A 16,811-nucleotide genomic window follows, 5' to 3' on the forward strand; every position below is an offset into this window, starting at 1 on the left:
CGCTATCTCCCCAGCGCCCTCGCCTCGGCGTACCGGAACACCGAGGGCTGGAACCGGGTCGGCACGATGTTGTCCACCTTCTTCGGGTTCCAGCCGAAGACGATCGTGTAGCTGAGGAACCCGCAGTCCAGGGCCTGGTCGTGGATGACCTTGGTCATCTGTCGCCAGATCTCGTTCTGCTTGGCCGGGTCCGGTTCGGCCAGCCCGCGCCGCGCCAGGCCGTCCAGCTCGGGGTTGGGCACCTTGAACGGGTTGTCCGGGGCGTTCGGCGCGAGGTGGTACCGGTAGTAGTCGTACGGGCCCGGGTCCTCGTTCGTGCTGGTGTTGTAGGCGGCCGGGTACCTGCCGGTGTCGTAGCTGGTGAAGTACTGCGCGGTGGACATCCGCTCGACCTGCACGTCGATGCCGACCGCGCCGAGCTGGCTGCGCACCAGCTCGCCGAGGTTCGCGGTGCCGGTGAAGACCGGGAAGTTGATCGCGATGCGCGGGTTGCCGGCCCGGGCCAGCAGCTCCTTGGCGGCGGCCACGTCGTGCCGGTAGCCGGGGACCTCGGGGTCGTAGCCCGGCGCGTCGCGGTCGAAGCGCTGCGGGTAGGCCTCACCGAGGTTGTCGAACTGGCCGGCGATGATCGCCTGGGGGTCCAGCGCGTGGCACACCGCCCTGCGGACGTCCGGGTCGGCGAACGTGCGCGCCCTGTCGAAGAACAGGAAGTGGTAGCGCAGCGCCGGGTACCACAGGGTCTTCAGGCCGGCGCCGGCGGCGCGCCGCTGGCTGGACGTGGCCAGCGAGGCCACGTCGACCTGCCCGGTGCTCAGCGCGTTGAACATCGAGTCGTCGTCGCCGATGTAGAGCAGCACCAGCCCGTGCGGCCCGACCTCGCCGGGGGCGTAGTACCTGTCGAACAGGTCGAGCACGACCTTCGATCCCCGCACCGACCGCTCGGCGTTGTACCGGTACGGGCCGGTGCCCGCCGGTCGTTCCTTGTAGTTGCCGTCCTTGATCGTCTTCGGGCTGAGCATGTACCCGCCCCGCCTGGCCAGCTGCGGCACCAGGGAGGGCGCCGGGCGGTTGAGCTCGAGCCGCACGTGCAGCGGGTCCTCGACGACGACCGTCGACACCGGCTCCATCAGCGCCTGCAGCTCGCTCGGGGTGTTCCTGACGCGCTCCAGGTTCGCCTTCACCGCCTCGGCGTCGAACGGGGTGCCGTCGTGGAACACCACCCCGGGCCGCAGGGTGAACCGCAGCGAGCCGGGCGCCTGCGTCCACTCGGTGGCCAGCCTCGGCCGCACCGCCACCCCGTCCGGCGCCAGCTCCACCAGGCCCTGGAACACCGCCGAGATGTAGGTCGTGTTGGGTTTGTCCAGGGTTTCCCAGCTGTCCAGGGTGAACCCGACGCCGACCCGCAGCGTGCCGTGTCCGTCGGCCGCCTGCCCGCCGCGCTCTCCCGACGAGCCCGAACACGCGGTGACGGCCAGGAAAGCGGTGACGATCACGGCCAGGCGGCCTCGGGCGAGCCTCATCGCGAGCCCTTCGCTCCAGCGGAATGCAAACGTTGGCATCGGAGCTTATCGGCTCGGTTCCGGGCCGACAAGGCCACAGGGCGGGCGTCTATCTGTCGTCAGGTAGCATCTGGATTGCAATCGTTTTCTACTTCGGGTCGGGGTCATCGTCATGACGGGTTCGAACTCCCCCACGCTCCGGGAGGTGGCCGAGCGCGCCGGCGTGCACATCACCACGGCGTCCCGCGCGCTCAACCCGTCCACCAGCTCGCTGGTCCGGGCCAGCACCCTCCGCAGGGTCAAGGCGGCCGCCCGTGAGCTGCGCTACCAGCCCAACGCCATCGCCCGAGGCCTGAAGACGGCCCGCTCGATGTCGGTCGGCGTGCTGCTCCCCGACCTGACCAACCCGCTGTTCCCGCCGATCGTCCGCGGCGTGGAGGACGTGCTCGCGGCGGCCGGCTACACCACCCTGATCGCCAACACCGACAACGACCCTCGGCGGCAGGGCACGCTGTTCGACTCGCTGCGGGCCCGCCAGGTGGATGGCTTCGTGGTGGCGACCGCGCGCCGGGAGGACGAGCTGCTGACCGAGGCGCACCGCGAGGGCGTGCGGATCGTGCTGGTCAACCGGCGGGTGGACCGGGCGGACATCCCGGCCGTGATCGGCGACGACCAGAGCGGCATCGCTCAGGCGGTGGCGCACCTGGTGGAGCTGGGGCACACCCGGATCGGGCACGTCGCCGGCCCCCAGAACACCGCGACCGGGCTGGCCAGGCTGCGGGCGTACCGGCAGGCCGTGGAGGACGCCGGGCTGGCGGCGGATCCCGCCCTGGTGGCGCGGGCGGACGGGTTCACCGAGGCGGAGGGTGCCCGTGCGCTGCGCGCGATGCTGTCGGCGACCGCCGTCCCCACCGCCGTGGTCGCGGCGAACGACATGATCGCGCTCGGCTGCCTGGACGTGTTCGCCGAGCGCGGCCTGGGCTGCCCCGGCGATGTGAGCCTGGTCGGGTTCAACGACACGCCGTTCATCGACCGGCTGACCCCGGCGTTGACCACGGTGCGGGTCCCGCACTACCAGATCGGCGCCGAGGCGGCGCGGATGCTCCTGGAGCGCCTCGGCGACCCGGACCTGCCGGCCAAGGTGATCACGTTGCCGGTCACCCTGGTGCCCAGGGCCTCGACAGCGCCGCCGCGAGGCTGATCAGCTCACGCCCCGGGTGTCCTGGACAGCGGCAGTCGGCGGTATCCGCGCAGTACCCTGGTGCGGAGCCGGTGTGGGGTGCCGGTGAGCCGGAGGTCGAACCGCTCGAACAGCGCCCGCAGCGCGATGGTGGCTTCCAGCCGCGCGAGCTGGGCGCCGAGGCAGTAGTGGATGCCGGCGGAGAACGCGAGGTGGTCGCGGGCGTTGGCCCGGGTGATGTCGAAGACGTGCGGGTCGGTGAACACCTCGGGGTCGCGGTTCGCGCCGCCGAGCAGGACCACCACGCCGCGCCCGGCGGGGACGGACCGGCCGGCGACCTCGGTGGCCTCGCCGGCCACCCGCAGGGTGAGCTGCACGGGAGAGTCGTAGCGCAGCACCTCTTCCACCGCGTTGGCCCAACCGGACGGGTCGGCGCGCAGGGCGGCGAGTTGGTCGGGGTGCTCCAGCAGGAGCGCGACCCCGTTGCCGATGAGGTTCACGGTGGTCTCGAAACCGGCGCCGAGCAGCAGCAAACCGGTGGAGCGCAGTTCGACGTCGGTGAGCCGGTCACCGTTGTCGTCCAGGTGCACCAGCCGGCTGAGCAGGTTGTCCCCGGGTTCGCGCCGCAACGAGGCGAGGTGCTCGACCGACCAGCCGTTGACCGCGCGCAGCGCCCGGTCGGCGCGTCGGAACTCCCGCCAGCGCAGGTCGGGGTCCAGCGTCGCGGCCGCCTCGTTGCCCCAGCGCAGGAAGTCCGCGCGCATGGCCGTGGGTACGCCCAGGATCTCCGCTATCACCGTCACCGGGAGCGGTGCGGCGTAGGTCTCGACGAGGTCGAAGGTGCCCGGGCCCGCCTCGATGCGGTCGAGCAGGTCGTCGGCGACCTCGCGGATGCGCCGCGTGAGCCCGGCGATCGCACGCGGGGTGAATGCGCGGGAGACCAACCCCCGGATCCTGGTGTGGTCCGGTGGGTGGAGGGTGAGCAGCGACGGTGGGTCCACCGGTCCGAGCGCCTTCGGGTCGATCGCGGCGGTCAGCACCCGGTCCAGCAGCCCGTTCCCCCCACTCCCCGGGTCGGCCAGGAAAAGCTCGTCGCGCAGGATCCTGTTGGCCACGCGGTGCGTCGCGGTGGCCGAGACCAGCCGGTTGGACACCAGCTCGCCGAGCGCGCGCAGTTGGTCGTAGCCGGCGTACGGGTGGGCGCGCAGCGCCGGGTCCGCGACCAGCCGCGAGATCAGGTCGCCTCGGCGCGCGGCGGCCCGGATGACCAGCCCCGGCAGCCCGTAGCGGATCGCCCACACCGTCGCCGACCGGGCCGTGCTCACGCGACACCCGCCTCGCGCCGCTCGGCGTGGGCAGCGCCGGCCGGATCGGTCACGGTCAGGCCGGGGTCCAGGTCCTCGGTGTTGGCGCGGATCGCCCGCACCAGGCCGGGATGGGCGGCGGCCAGCTCGCGCAGCGGCGCGGTCGCGCGGCCGCCCGGGTCGTAGGGTCGCTCGACCTTCGCCTGCACCATGACCTCCCAGCGCCGCCACAGGGCCAGCAGCAGCCCGTGCCGGTCACCGAAGATCTCGGCGTACTCGGCACGCCAGGGCAGCACCCCGCCGACCGCGCCGTCCAGCTCCTGTTCCACCTCGCGCAGCGCGGCGTAGTAGAGGTGGGTCTCTCGCCAGCTCATCGGTCCTCCCCGTCCCGTGTCCTGGGGCGCCAAAGCTATGACGACCGGCCCTGGCCGCGCGTCGCGCCGCGGTCGGCATGTGCGCTCCTACCGCGGTAGGAGGCGCCCGCCCGCCCGTCGGCGGACGCCGGTGCGTCCGTTCGTCCTTACGATGAGGCGATGCTGGCGGTGGCGACCCGGTTGCGGACGCGGATCGAGCAGAGCTGCGCCCACTACGGCACGCCCTACCCGTGGTGGATCCCGGCCTGGTCCACCCTGGCCAGCACGGTGATCACGGTCGCGGCACTGGTGCAGCACCGGCTCATGCCGCCCACCCTGCTCGTACTGGCCGCGGTGCTGGCACTGGGTCCGCTGCTGGTCTGGGCGCTCACCGGGCGGCTGCTGTGGCCCTGGCTGGAGGCGCTGCTGATGACCGCGGCGGTCACCGTGCTGCTCACCCAGCCGGCCACCATCGACGTCGCGCCGATGCTGCTCACCGTGGCGGCCGCCGAGGTGGCGGCCACCTGCCGGCCGATCCTCGCGTTGGCGGTCACCGCGCTGGGCTGCGCGGTGGCGATCGTCGCCGCGATCGCCGGACACCTGCAGGGCGCGCCGGTGTACGTGATCGGGGTCCTGCTCGGCCTGCAGGTGGGCGTCAGCCTGCGCTGGCAGATCCGCGCGCTGGACGCCGAGCGGGCGGCGCGTGCCGTCGAGCGGGAGCAGGCGGTGGTGGCCGAGCGGCAGCGCATCGCCCGCGAGGTGCACGACGTGGTCGGCCACTCGCTGAGCATCACCCTGCTGCACGTCACCGGCGCCCGGCATGCGCTGCAGCAGGACGGTGATGTGGCCGAAGCCGTCGAGGCGCTCACCGAGGCCGAACGGATCGGGCGCAGCGCGATGACCGACATCCGCCGCTCGGTCGGCCTGCTGCCGACCAACCAGCCCAGCACGCAACCCCTGCCGGACATACAGCAGATCGACACCCTGGTCGAACGCACCCGAGGCGCCGGGGTCCGGGTGGACTACCAGCGGGCCGGCGACCTGGGCTCGGTCGAGCCCGGCCGGGGGCTCGCGCTGTACCGGATCGCCCAGGAGTCGCTGGCCAACATCGTCAAGCACGCGCCGGGAGCCAGGGCCGGTGTCCGGCTCGCGGTCGAGCACGGCACGATCCGGCTGACCGTGCGCAACACGCTGCCCGCCGGGCACGCCGTCCGGCCGAGCGACGGCGCCGGCACCGGACTGGCCGGGATGGCGGACCGCGCCACCCAGCTCGACGCGCTGCTCACCGCCGGCCCGGCCGACGGCGGGTGGGTCGTGGACCTCACCGTGCCCGTCGACCGGGAACCCCCGGCCGCCGCCGCTGCCTGCCCGATCCGGCGGTGCCGCGATGACCGGCGCCGAGCCCGAGGTCCGGGTGCTGCTGGTGGACGACCAGGAACTGGTCCGCTCCGGGCTGCGCCGCATCCTGCGCCGCCGGGCCGGGTTCGTGATCGTCGACGAATGCGCCGACGGCGCCGACGTACCCGCCGCGCTCGCCGCGAACGACGCCGACGTGGTGGTGATGGACCTGCGCATGAAGCGGGTGGACGGCATCGAGGCCACCCGCAGGCTGCGCCGCGCCGGTGACCGGCCACCGGTGCTCGCCCTCACCACCTTCGACGACGACGAGCTGCTGTCCGGGGCGCTGCGCGCCGGCGCGGCCGGGTTCGTGCTCAAGGACTCCCCCGCCGAGGACCTGATCCGCGCCGTGCGCACCGTGGCCGCCGGCGAGTGCTGGCTGGACCCCACCGTCACCGCCCGGGTGCTGGCCACCTACCGACAGGCCGCGCGACCCAGCCCCGCGCACCACCGGCTCGACCAGCTCACCGCCCGGGAACGCGATGTCCTCGAAGCCATCGGCCACGGCCTGTCCAACACCGAGATCGCCGCGACGCTGTTCATCTCCGAGGTGACCGTGAAGAGTCACGTCGGCCGCATCTTCGCCAAGCTCGACCTGCGCGACCGCGCCGCCGCCATCGTCTACGCCTTCGACCACGGCGTCGTCACACCCGGTCCGAACCCCGCCTCCCGGTAGGCCGGTCAGCCTTCCGGGACGGCGCCCGCGAACGCGTCCGACGCCCACGTCGGCCTCCCGCCGACGAGCGTGAGGTCCGAGCCCAGGTGCGGGATCTCCGGCTCGGGCACGGTGAAGTAGTCGCGGTCGAGCACCACGAGGTCGGCCAGCATGCCCGGCTCCAGGCGCCCCCGGGTGGCCTCCTCGAAGCTGAACCAGGCGGCCCGCTCGGTGTAGAGGCGCAGCGCCTCGGTGCGGGTCAGCAGGTTCCCGTGGTCGGACAGCCGCCGCCCGGAGACCGTGCGGCCGGTCACGTACCAGTGCAGCGCGGTGAACGGGAGGTAGGAGGCGACCCGCATGGCGTCCGTGCCACCCCCCACCGGCACGCCCGCGTCGAGCAGCTCGCGCAGCGGCGGCAGGAAACCGGCCCGGTCCCGGGTCCACGCCGCGGTCATGTCCTCGCCCTCAAAGCGGAGCATGGCCGGGGCGAGCACGCCGGCGCCGAGTCGCCGCAGCCGCCGCACCTGGCCGGCGTCCAGGCCCTCGCCGTGCACCAGGCTCCAGCGCAGGCGGCGGATCCGGTCGGGGTCCAGGCGCTCCCACCTGCCGAGCACCAGCTCGATGGTGTCCGGCCGGATGGTGTGAATCTGCAGCGGCCAGTTCTCGCGCAGGCAGTCCCGGAAGATCTGGTCCAGCTCGGCCAGGGTCCGGTCGGAAGGTCGAGGGTCGCGTTCGATGCCGTCGTGCACGCCGTAGTGCACGATCTCGCCCATGCCGAGCACGCGCAGCATGTCGTCGCCGAGGCCGGGCGGGAGGAAGCGCAGGTAGCCGGGCAGCTCCTCGGGCTCGCTGCCGGGTTTGCTGGAGTGGACGGTCAGGCGGGTACGGACGGTCAGCCGGTTCTGTCGCCAGGCCTCGTACACGGCGCGGTAGACGTCCGGACCGGAGTTCGACCCGCCGCCGTCGATCAGCCCGGTCAGGCCGCGCCGGCTCATCTCGGCCGACGCGGCGGCGGTCGAGTCGACCTGCTCGTCCAGGGTCGGCACCGGCAGCCGCCAGTACAGCCAGCGCAGCGCCGCCATGCCGCGCAGGACGCCGCCGTCGGTGTCGACGTTGGCCGGGTTCTCCCCGTCCGCGACCGCGCGGGCCAGGTCGACCTCGGCCATCGCGCGGGTGTTGAGCATGCCCCAGGCGTAGCCGCACTGCAGGAACACCGGGTGGCCCGGCGCGGCGCGGTCCAGCTCGTCGCGGGTCGGGCCGCGCCGCTCCGCGCACTGGCCAGGGTGCCAACCGCCGATCACCCTGATCCAGGTGCCGGGCGGGCGTTGCGCGGCGGCGCGGGCGATCCGGTCCAGCCCGGTGGCCAGGTCGGCGATGTCCTCCCAGCGCACCTCGTCGTTCCAGGTCAGTCCGGCGCGGACGAAGTGGACGTGGGAGTCGATCAGGCCCGGGACCACGCGGCGGCCGCCGACGTCCACGACCGTCGTGTTGGCGGTGGCGTGCTCGCGCGCGTCGGCCGAGGCGCCGGCGAACAGGACGCGGCCGCCGCGTATCGCCAGCGCGTCCACCTCGGGCGCGACATCCGGGTCGGCGGCCAGGGTGGTGACCTTGGCGTTGACCAGCAGCAGCTCCGCTTCCGGCCTCATCGGTCGAGCCCGTCGGTGACCGCGACGTCCTCGGGCTCCAGGGTCAGGCCGGCGGCGCGGGCCTGCTCGACCAGCAGCACCGCGAAGTCCTCGTCCACGTGCCCGCGCCCCACCGCCGACTGGATCAGCTGGTGGGTCAGCGACGCCACCGGCATCGGCACCTCCAGCTCCCGCGCCGCCGCCAGGCCCAGGTCGAAGTCCTTGCGGAGCAGGACCGGGGTGAAGGTCGGCGTGAGGTCCAGGTTGACCATCGCCGGCGTCTTGTACCGGGTGAACGTCGAGCCGAGCACGCTGCCGTTGAGGAACTCCAGGAACGCGGACCGGGACACGCCGCCCTTCTCCGCGAGCACCGTCACCTCGCTCAGCGACTGGGCGACGACGCCGAGGAACACGTTGTGGCACAGCTTCACCAGCCGGGCCGTCTCCCCCTCGCCGACGTAGGTCACCTGGGATCCCAGCGCGCGCAGCAGCGGCAGCGCCTGGTCGTAGGCCGCCCTCGGGCCGGAGACGACCACGCCGAGCCGCCCGGCGCGGACCACCTCGCCGTTCCCGCTGACCGGGGCGGCCAGCATGCCGGTGCCGGCCTTCGCGGCCTGCTCCCTGACGCGCGCGGACACCTCCGCGGAGACCGTCGAGGCGTCCACCAGGACCTTCGGCGCGACACCGGACGCGGCGAGCACGCCGTCCGGGCCGAGCACCACGTCGGCGAGGTCGGACGAGGACGCCACCATGGTGAACACGACGTCACGGTCGGCCAGGTCGGCGGCGCTGTCCACCAGCACGGCGCCCCGCTCGGCCAGCGGCTCCGCCTTCGCCCGGGTCCGGTTCCACACCGCGACGTCGTGGCCGGCCGCGAGCAGCCGCGCGGCCATCGGGAAGCCCATCCGGCCGGTACCCACCCAGCCCACGCTGGGTCCACCGCTGTCGGTCATTGATCACGTCCTCGGGTCGGTCAGTACGGGTTCGCGACGAACAGCTCGTCGGCGGGGAACAGGGTGATCACCCGCGGGCCCTCGGCGGTGACCACTACCTCCTCCTCGATCCGCGCCGCCGAGATGCCGTCGGTGGCCGGGCAGTAGGTCTCCAGCGCGAAGACCATCCCCTCGACGATCTCCCTCGGATGGTCCAGCGAGTTCAGCCGGCTGATGATCGGCCGCTCGTGCAGGCCCAGCCCGAGCCCGTGGCCGAACTGCAGCCCGAACGCGGCCATCTCGTCCGGGAATCCGAAGTCCTGCGCGCGCGGCCACACCCTGGCGATGTCGTCGGTGCCGACACCGGGCTTGACCAGCTCGATCGCCGCGTCGATCCACTCCCGGCACCGGGTGTAGGCGTCCCGCTGGGCCGAGGTGGCCCGTCCCACCGAGAACGTGCGATAGTAGCACGTCCGGTAGCCGTTGTAGCTCTGGATGATGTCGAAGAACGCCTGGTCACCGGGGCGGATCAGCCGGTCGGAGAAGTTGTGCGGATGCGGGTTGCAGCGCTCCCCGGACACCGCGTTGATCGCCTCCACGTCGTCCGAGCCGAGCTCGTAGAGCCGCTTGTTGGCCAGCGCGACGATGTCGTTCTCCCGGATGCCGGGGCGCAGCGCCTCGCTGATCAGCTGGTACACGCCGTCGACCATCGAGGCGGACATGGTGAGCAGCATGATCTCGTCGTCCGACTTGCGCTGGCGCGCGTCCAGCATGACCTGCTGGGCGTCCCGCACGTCCATCCCGACCCGCTGCAGCTCGAGCAGCATGGGCGTCTCGGCGATGTCCACGCCGATCGGAAGGTCGGCCACCCCCTGCTCGGCCAGGATCGAGCGGATCTCGGCGACCGCGCGGGCGACCAGGCCGGCGTCCGGGGGTATCCCGCCGCGCAGGCCCAGCATGCCGGCGTGGATGTTCTCGGCGCGCAGCCACGGGGCGTGCAGGCGGTGGTAAGCCGCCGCCGAGCCGAAGTCCCACAGCACGGGCTCGCCGGTGCGGGTCAGCAGGGCGTACCTGGCGACCTTGTCGCGCGCCCACTCCCCGATCATCGTGCTGGTCAGGTACCGGATGTTGTTGACGTCGAACACCAGCAGGGCGCCCAGCTCGGAGGCGTCCAGCGCCTCCCGCGCGCGGGCGAGTCGGTAGCGCCGGAGCCTGTCGAAGTCGACCCGCGACTCGAAGTCCACACCGGCGTGGCCCGGAGCTGGGGTGGTCGCCATCTCGCCCCCTCAACAGCATTGCAATCGATTGCTGTCGCCCTCAGACTGCCGCGAGGGCGCGACGGTTGTCAATAGCGGACGGTCCTGGTGCAAACGACTGCAGTACGGCTACCCGGTGGCTTCGGTGGTGAACGCCCGGTGGGCGCGGTGCAGGGCGTAGGCGCCGATGGCGGTCAGCGCGGCGGCGGCCACCAGGGTGGCGGAGTGGCCGCCGAGCACCGTGACGGCGAGGCCGGCGAGCAGCGGTCCGGCGGCGCGCGCGGCGACCACGAAGAGGGAGAGGGTGCCGTTGATGCGGGGGTAGTGGCGCGGCCCGTAGTAGTCCACCAGCAGCGTGCCGCGCAGCAGGTCGGGCAGCCCGTACCCGAGGCCGAAGAACACCACCAGCGTGATCACGGTGCCGGTGGCCGCCGGGGTGTGGCCGGTGGTGAGCAGCGGCGCCGGCAGGGCCAGGGCCTGCGCGACGAACAGCAGGATCGCCGTGCGCTGCGCGGGCAGCCAGGGTTGCAACGCCGTGCAGGCCAGCCGTCCGAGCACCTGGAAGGCACCGACCGCGCCGGCGGCGAGGGTGGCCTGGGGCAGCGAGTAGCCGCGGCCGGCGAGGTAGGCGACCAGGATGACGGTCACGGCGAGCTTGCCGGCGGTGTGGCTGACGATGCCGAGGGTGAACCACCGGAACGACGCCAGCCGGGTGATCGCGCCGCCGGTGGTGTCCGGCCGCGACGGCGGCTCGGGGTCGGCGGGCCGGCCGTCGGGGTGCGCGCCGATGTCGGAGGGCCAGCGCCGCAGCAGCCCGGCGTGCAGCGGGACGGTGACCAGGCCCAGCACCCCGGCCAGCACCACCAGCGTGGTGCGCCAGCCGTAGGCGCCGACGAGCACGCCGGTCAGCGGGACGAACACGGTGCTGGACAGGCCGCCGGCGATGGTCAGCACCAGCACGGCGCGGGCGCGGTGCCGGCTGAACCAGGCGGCGGTGACGGCGAACGCCGGCTCGTAGAGGGTGGCCGCCATGGCCAGCCCGGCCAGCACGAACGCCGCATAGAACGTGACCGGCGAATGCACATGAGCCCAGGTCAGCAACGCGGCGACCCCGAGCAGGCTGCCGGCGGTCATGACGCCCCGGGCGCCGTGGCGCGCCAGCCAGTGCCCGACGGGGACGGCGACCACGCCGGAGACCGCCACCCCCGTGGTGTACGCGCCGTTGAGCTGGGCGGTCGACCAGCCCAGCTCGGCGCTCATGGGCACCACGAACACCGAGAACGCGTAGATGAGCACGCCCCACGAGACCAGCTCGGTGACGGCGAGGCCGGCCACCATCCACCACCCGTAGAACACCCGCCGTCCTGACACGGCGCGGGCGGGCGTACGGGGGCCGGACGTCATGGGTCGATGGCGAGCAGGGCTTGGCTGAAGGCGGCGGCCGGGTCGGCGTCGACCAGGGCGCGGCGGTGGCTGATCCACAGGGTCTTGCGCAGCGGTGGCCCGTCCAGCGCGAGGGCGCGCAGCCGGCCGGCGGTCACCTCGGCGGCCGCGGCCGCGGCGAGCACCAGGGAGACCCCGAGGCCGGCCTGGACGGCGGCCTTGACCGCGGCGGTGCTGCCCAGGTTCACCGCGGCGGGCAGCCGGGCGGCGTCGGCGCCGAGCGTGCGGGCCAGCAGGGTCCCGGTGCCGCTGGCCGGTTCGCCGCCGAGCAGCGTCTCGCCGGCCAGCTCGTCGACGCCCACGCTGGCCCGGCCGGCCCACGGATGGTCCGGGCCGACGATCACGACCAGGGGTTCGTCCCGCCACGGCGTGGCCTCGAAGCCGGGCCGCCGGTCCCACCACTCGGTGAGCGCGACGTCGACGGCCCCGGTGTCCAGCTCGTCGAGGACCTCCCGGTTGGTGCCCATCCGCTGCCGGATCCGGTAGCGCCCGGCGTGCGCGCGGCCGATCGAGCTGATCGCCGGCTGCAGCAGGTAGATGCCGATGTTCGAGGCGGCGCCGACGACCAGCTCGGGATCGCTGAACAGCCGAGCCGCCCGCTCGGACAGCTCCAGCAGGGCGCGGGCGTACCGCTCGAACGCCGCGCTCGCCGGCGCCGGAACGCACCGGGTGGACGATCGTTCTATCAAGCCGGTCCCCAGCTCGGCCTCCAGCCGCCGGATGTGCTGCGACACCGCGCCCTGGGTGACGCCGAGCCGCGCCGCCGCCGCCCGGAACCCGCCGGTGTCGAGCACCGCGACGTAGGCCGCCACCTGGTTGAGGTTCATCGCGGGCACCTCGGGGTAATCGCGCCGTCGGGGTGCCGGCCCGCCAGCGCGTCGCGCACCTGCTCGGCGGCGGCCAGCCCCATCTCACGCCGCACCTCGCCCACCGCCGAACCCAGGTGCGGGGTGAACACCGTCCGGGGATGCTCCAGCAGGCCGGCCGGGATCCCGTTCGACGCCGCGGTGTCCTCGAACGCGAACACGTCCGCCGCGTACCCGCCCAGCCGGCCACCGTGCAGCGCCTCGGCGACGGCGTGCTCGTCCACGACCGAGCCGCGCGACGCGTTGACCACGCACGCCCCCGGCCGCATCCGCCCCAGCGCCTCGGCGTCCACCAGGTGCCGGGTCCGCTCCGTCAACGGCACCAGCGGCACCACCACGTCGCTGCCGGCCAGCAGCTCGGGCAGCGTCACCCGCCGCGCGCCGAGCCGACGCTCCTCGGCCTCGGGCAGCGGGACCGGATCGCTGTACACGACAGCGGCCTCGAAACCGGAAAGCCGGGACGCCACCGCCCGCCCGATCCGCCCCATCCCGATGATGCCGACGCACGCACCCGCCAGCCCACCGCCGTAGAACCGGGGCCGCCACCCCGTGTGCCGGCCGGACCGCACCCAGGCGTCGCCCTCCACCAGCCGCCGCCGCAGCGCCAGCGTCAGCCCCACCACCAGCTCCGCCGTGGGCGCCGTCAGCAGCTCGGCCAGCACCGTCGCCTGCACCCCGCGCCGCACGCAGGCCGCCACGTCGATCGTGTCGTGCCCCTTGAACACCCCGCTGACCACCCGCAGCCGTGGGCACGCCGCCAGCAGCTCGTCATCCACCCGGTCGGCCATGCACGCCACCAGGCCGTCGGCCTCCCCCGCCCTGGCCAGCACCTCGGCGCGCGACCACACCCCCTGCTCGCGCGACGGCCCCACCGGACGGCAGAACTCGGCCAGCCTGGCCGTCACGTCCGGATGCACCCAGTGCGTCACCACAACGCGCATACGATGACGCTAACTCATCGAACCCAGGATTGAATAGTCAGACGTCCTCGATGGTCCGCATCCGTTCGTCGGCGGCGGACCCGAGGCGGGCGTGCACCGCCGCGATCAGGGCCTCGGTCAGGGCGGTGGGCGCGACCAGGCTGTCGAACGAGCCGCCGGCCTCGACCCGGGCGGACAGCACCACCCCCGCGATGTCCGCGATGGGCGACAGCCACGGGTCGGTGACCAGGATGACCTTGGCGCCCCGGTCGGCGGCGGCCCTGGCCAGCGTGATCGTGGTGTCCTGGTAGCGGCGGACGTCGAAGGCCACGCACACGTCGCGCCGGCCGAGGTCGACCAGGAAGCTCGGGTCGTCGTTCGGGTGCGGGGTGTGCACGCGGGTGCGCGGCCGCAGCAGCCGCAGGTGCCGGTCGAGGTAGGTGGCCAGCAGGTGGGAGAACCGGCCGCCGAAACAGGTGATCCGGTGGGCCGGGTCGCTGATCAGCGAGACGGCGCGTTCGAACTCGTGCTCGGCGAGGGTCTGGAAGGTCAGGCGGATGCCGTTGGTGGCGGTCTCGGCGACGATTCCGGCCAGCTCCGAGGTCGGTGACCCGGCGGTGATGCGGGCCGGCAGCGTCAGCGGCGACGCGCGCCGGGCCTGCACCTCGGCGCGCAGCGTGCCCTGGAAGTCGCGGTAGCCGGCGAAGCCCAGCCGGGTGAGGAACCGCAGGACCGTCGGGGCGCTGACGTTGGCCCGCTGCGCCAGCGCGTGCGACGACTCCAGGCCCGCCGCCGGGTAGTGCGCGAGCAGCACCCGCGACAGCTTCAGCTCGGCGGGGGACAGCCTGTCCTGCGCGGTGCGGATCAGGTCGGCGACGCTGGGCCCCTCCTGAGACGACGTGTGAGACGGCGTGTGAGACGAGGTGGACACGACCGGACCCTACGGGCGGGCAGCCGCCGCGTACCCGGCGAGCAGCGCGCGCGCCACGTCACCGACGCTGTCGTCGGGCGGCACGAACGTGGACGAGTGCAGCCGCTCCCGCCGGTCGCCCTGCCCGACGCCGACGAACATCATCAGCGACGGCATGACCGTCGAGTAGTGGGCGAAGTCGTCGGAGCCGGTGGAGCGCAGCGTGTCGTCGACCCTGGCGCCCAGACTCGGCAGCACCTCGGCGGTGGCGGCGGCGACGGCGGCGTCGTTGACCAGGGCGGGCTCCCCGTCGACGATCTCGACGGCGCCGGTGCAGCCGTGCGCCCTGGCCACGAGCTCGACCAGCTCGGGCAGTTGGGCGAGCACGGCCCGGCGGGTGTCCGGGTCCATCGCCCGCACCGTCCCCCTGGCCGTCGCCGCGTCCGGCAGCACGTTCGCCGCCTCCCCCGCCCGCAGCGTCGTCACGCTGATCACCACCGGGTCCATCGGGTCCGCCCGCCTGCTCACCAGGCTCTGCAGCGCCACCACCACCTGGGCGAGGGCGTACACCGGGTCGCGGGCGAGGTGGGGATAGGCCGCGTGCCCGCCGGCGCCCCGCACCTCGATGGTGAACTCGTCGGAGGAGGCGTTCACCGTTCCGGGCGTGCAGGCCACCGTGCCGGCCGGCAGCAGCGGCTGCACGTGCGCGCCCACGATGACCCCGGCCTGCTCCGCGCGCAGCAGCCCGGACTCGCGGATGTCGCGCGCGCCCGACGGATAGGTCTCCTCGCGCGGCTGGAGCACCGCCAGCAGCGGCGCCGGGCCGCCGACGGCGTCCACCGCCCTGCACAGCGCGACCAGCGCGGCCAGGTGCACGTCGTGCCCGCAGGCGTGCATGACACCGGGGCGCCGCGAGGCCCAGGCCACCCCGGAGGCCTCGGTCACGGCGAGGGCGTCCAGCTCGGCTCGTACCGCGACCGCCGGGCCGGCGCCGCCGACGCGCAGCAGCGCCCCGGTCCCGGCCACCGGCCGAGCCGCCGAGCCGCCCGGCAGCGCCGCGAGCACCCGCCGCAGGGTGGCCGCCTCCTCGCCAGACAGCTCGGGCCGGCCGTGCAGCTCGTGGCGCAGCTCGACCGCCGCCGGCAGCTCCAGCTCCAGCCGCCGGCGCAGCTCCCCGAGATCAGTAGGCATCGGCGACCCGCCGGATCCGCTCGGCCGAGGTGAGGCCGGCCAGGTGGGCCAGCTCGTGGCGCTTCACCGCGAGCTGGGTGGCGATGAGCCGTTCGTCGAACCAGGACCCGACGACGGCGTCCTCGGTGAGCGCCCCCAACGCCTCGTCGAGCGAGGCGGGCAGCGCGGGTACACCGGCCACGCTGGCCCGTTCGGGCCACACCACCGGGTCGGGATAGTCACCGGTGATCCCGGCCAGCCCGGCCCTGACCAGCGCGGCGAGCGTCAGCCACGGGTTGGCGGTGGCGTCCGAGGCGCGGTACTCGAGGTTGTACTGCCCGGCCGGGTCCGCCCCGGCCACGGTCGGGGTCGGGCAGATGCGCAGCAGCGCCTCCCGGTTGTGCTCGCCCAGGAAGACCCCGCCGACGCTCCAGCGGTGCGGGGTGAGCCGCAGGAACGACACCGGGCTCGGCGCGGTCCAGGCGGTGAGCGCCCCGGCATGGCGCAGCACGCCCGCGCCGAAGCGGCACCCGATCTCGGACAGCCGCCCGGGCCGGCTCGGGTCGAACAGCGCCGGCGCGTCCTGGTCGTCGACGAGGCTGAGGTGCACGTGCACCCCGCTGCCGGTGCCGTCCGGATGGTGCAGCGGCGCGAACGAGGCGGACAGGCCCCGCCTCAGCGCGAGGTCGCGGACCAGCTCGCGCGCCAGCACCGCCCGGTCGGCCGCGACCAGCGCGTCGGCCGGCGCGAGGGTGATCTCGAACTGGTGCTCGCCGTACTCCGGCAGCCACGTCTCCGGTTCGAGCCCGCAGTCGGCGAGCAGCCGGAGCAGGTCCGCCCCGAACGGGTCGGCGTCGCGGTGGCGGCGCAGCGAGAACGGCGCGGACGGGGGAAGCCCGCGCAGCACGAACTCGTGCTCGAAGCTCGCGACCACTCGCAGCCCGGTGGCCTCCCGCAGGTCGGCGAGGGCGCTCCGCAGCGCACCGCGCGGGCAGCACGCCCAGCCGGTGCCGTCCGGGAGCGTCTGGTCGGCCAGGTACAGCCGCAGGCCCGGCCGCTCGCCATCGGCGGGGATGTCCACCCGCGTCGACGGGTCGGGCAGCAGCCGCAGGTCGCCGGTGGAGCCGAAGACGTCGTCGGGGGCGATGTCCCCGAAGGCGGTCAGGGCGAGGTTCGCCGGCACCCACCCGGTCCCCGAGGCCAGGACGCCGGGCTCGGCGGTCGCGGGCGCGCCCCGGCCTCGAACCTGACCGGCCAGGTCGCAGGTGGCCACAAAGATGTCGGAGACGCCCGTCACCCC

The 16,811-nt window shown here is 74.0% G+C and carries 14 protein-coding genes and 1 pseudogene; 3 read left to right on the forward strand and 12 right to left on the reverse strand.

The genetic code is table 11. From position 1 onward, the window contains the following. Positions 1-2: 2 nt before the first annotated feature. A complete protein-coding gene (locus N912_RS0108170) occupies positions 3-1,520 on the reverse strand; it encodes an ABC transporter substrate-binding protein (RefSeq protein ID WP_028922062.1) in 1,518 nt (505 codons plus the stop codon). A gap of 151 nt (positions 1,521-1,671) precedes the next feature. Between N912_RS0108170 and N912_RS0108175 the strand changes: the two genes are divergently transcribed. Further along, on the forward strand, positions 1,672-2,700 hold the full coding sequence (locus N912_RS0108175) for a LacI family DNA-binding transcriptional regulator (protein ID WP_028922063.1): 1,029 nt from the start codon (positions 1,672-1,674) through the stop codon (positions 2,698-2,700). A 5-nt stretch (positions 2,701-2,705) separates the two neighbouring features. Here the strand turns inward: N912_RS0108175 and N912_RS0108180 are convergent, their stop codons facing one another. Together N912_RS0108180 and N912_RS0108185 are read right to left on the reverse strand one after the other, a co-directional pair. Beyond that, positions 2,706-4,004, reverse strand: coding sequence for a cytochrome P450 (locus tag N912_RS0108180; protein WP_028922064.1), 1,299 nt, complete (start codon positions 4,002-4,004; stop codon positions 2,706-2,708). Continuing rightward, positions 4,001-4,357 carry a hypothetical protein gene (locus tag N912_RS0108185; RefSeq protein WP_028922065.1) on the reverse strand — a complete coding sequence of 119 codons (357 nt, stop codon included), beginning with the start codon at positions 4,355-4,357 and terminating at the stop codon, positions 4,001-4,003. The genes N912_RS0108180 and N912_RS0108185 overlap by 4 nt, the downstream gene beginning before the upstream one ends. 465 nt (positions 4,358-4,822) lie before the next feature. Here N912_RS0108185 and N912_RS65635 point away from each other — a divergent pair. Both N912_RS65635 and N912_RS0108195 read left to right on the forward strand, forming a co-directional pair. Beyond that, positions 4,823-5,254: pseudogene (locus N912_RS65635) on the forward strand (histidine kinase); the annotation flags it as partial. A 469-nt stretch (positions 5,255-5,723) separates the two neighbouring features. Then, on the forward strand, positions 5,724-6,410 hold the full coding sequence (locus tag N912_RS0108195) for a response regulator (protein ID WP_028922066.1): 687 nt from the start codon (positions 5,724-5,726) through the stop codon (positions 6,408-6,410). Positions 6,411-6,415: 5 nt separating this feature from the next. Here N912_RS0108195 and N912_RS0108200 read toward each other — a convergent pair whose 3' ends face one another. The 9 genes from N912_RS0108200 to N912_RS0108240 form a co-directional block, all read right to left on the reverse strand. Further along, positions 6,416-8,035, reverse strand: coding sequence for an amidohydrolase (locus N912_RS0108200; RefSeq protein ID WP_028922067.1), 1,620 nt, complete (start codon positions 8,033-8,035; stop codon positions 6,416-6,418). After that, a complete protein-coding gene (locus tag N912_RS0108205; RefSeq protein ID WP_028922068.1) occupies positions 8,032-8,967 on the reverse strand; it encodes an NAD(P)-dependent oxidoreductase in 936 nt (311 codons plus the stop codon). The genes N912_RS0108200 and N912_RS0108205 overlap by 4 nt, the downstream gene beginning before the upstream one ends. A 20-nt stretch (positions 8,968-8,987) precedes the next feature. Then, entirely contained in the window at positions 8,988-10,223 is a 1,236-nt protein-coding gene (locus N912_RS0108210; protein WP_028922069.1) for a M24 family metallopeptidase, read from the reverse strand. Between the two features lie 108 nt (positions 10,224-10,331). After that, a complete protein-coding gene (locus N912_RS50285) occupies positions 10,332-11,606 on the reverse strand; it encodes an MFS transporter (protein WP_064745173.1) in 1,275 nt (424 codons plus the stop codon). Then, positions 11,603-12,472, reverse strand: coding sequence for a LysR family transcriptional regulator (locus N912_RS0108220; protein ID WP_028922070.1), 870 nt, complete (start codon positions 12,470-12,472; stop codon positions 11,603-11,605). Before N912_RS0108220 ends, N912_RS50285 begins: the two co-directional genes overlap by 4 nt. Continuing rightward, positions 12,469-13,452: an NAD(P)-dependent oxidoreductase gene (locus N912_RS0108225; protein ID WP_037063002.1), complete on the reverse strand. Its 984-nt coding sequence runs from the start codon at positions 13,450-13,452 to the stop codon at positions 12,469-12,471. The genes N912_RS0108220 and N912_RS0108225 overlap by 4 nt, the downstream gene beginning before the upstream one ends. Positions 13,453-13,489: 37 nt before the next feature. Then, a complete protein-coding gene (locus N912_RS0108230) occupies positions 13,490-14,362 on the reverse strand; it encodes a MurR/RpiR family transcriptional regulator (protein ID WP_051579824.1) in 873 nt (290 codons plus the stop codon). A 9-nt stretch (positions 14,363-14,371) separates the two neighbouring features. After that, positions 14,372-15,532, reverse strand: a complete 1,161-nt coding sequence (locus tag N912_RS0108235; protein WP_028922073.1) for a M20 metallopeptidase family protein — start codon at positions 15,530-15,532, stop codon at positions 14,372-14,374. Then, complete coding sequence (locus N912_RS0108240) at positions 15,522-16,808, reverse strand: type I glutamate--ammonia ligase (RefSeq protein WP_028922074.1); 1,287 nt, start codon at positions 16,806-16,808, stop codon at positions 15,522-15,524. The genes N912_RS0108235 and N912_RS0108240 overlap by 11 nt, the downstream gene beginning before the upstream one ends. Positions 16,809-16,811 lie beyond the last annotated feature (3 nt).

Source organism: Actinospineispora acaciae DSM 45401 (assembly GCF_000620785.1).
In the GTDB taxonomy this organism is placed as follows: Bacteria; Actinomycetota; Actinomycetes; order Mycobacteriales; family Pseudonocardiaceae; genus Pseudonocardia; species Pseudonocardia acaciae.

Bases quoted from the DNA above. Each gene is read 5' to 3' on its own strand.
- N912_RS0108195 (WP_028922066.1), top strand. From the start codon at position 5,724: ATGACCGGCGCCGAGCCCGAGGTCCGGGTGCTGCTGGTGGACGACCAG.
- N912_RS0108220 (WP_028922070.1), bottom strand. From the start codon at position 12,472: ATGAACCTCAACCAGGTGGCGGCCTACGTCGCGGTGCTCGACACCGGC.
- N912_RS0108200 (WP_028922067.1), bottom strand. From the start codon at position 8,035: ATGAGGCCGGAAGCGGAGCTGCTGCTGGTCAACGCCAAGGTCACCACC.
- N912_RS0108175 (WP_028922063.1), top strand. From the start codon at position 1,672: ATGACGGGTTCGAACTCCCCCACGCTCCGGGAGGTGGCCGAGCGCGCC.
- N912_RS0108205 (WP_028922068.1), bottom strand. From the start codon at position 8,967: ATGACCGACAGCGGTGGACCCAGCGTGGGCTGGGTGGGTACCGGCCGG.
- N912_RS0108210 (WP_028922069.1), bottom strand. From the start codon at position 10,223: ATGGCGACCACCCCAGCTCCGGGCCACGCCGGTGTGGACTTCGAGTCG.
- N912_RS0108225 (WP_037063002.1), bottom strand. From the start codon at position 13,452: ATGCGCGTTGTGGTGACGCACTGGGTGCATCCGGACGTGACGGCCAGG.
- N912_RS0108185 (WP_028922065.1), bottom strand. From the start codon at position 4,357: ATGAGCTGGCGAGAGACCCACCTCTACTACGCCGCGCTGCGCGAGGTG.
- N912_RS0108235 (WP_028922073.1), bottom strand. From the start codon at position 15,532: ATGCCTACTGATCTCGGGGAGCTGCGCCGGCGGCTGGAGCTGGAGCTG.
- N912_RS0108170 (WP_028922062.1), bottom strand. From the start codon at position 1,520: ATGAGGCTCGCCCGAGGCCGCCTGGCCGTGATCGTCACCGCTTTCCTG.
- N912_RS50285 (WP_064745173.1), bottom strand. From the start codon at position 11,606: ATGACGTCCGGCCCCCGTACGCCCGCCCGCGCCGTGTCAGGACGGCGG.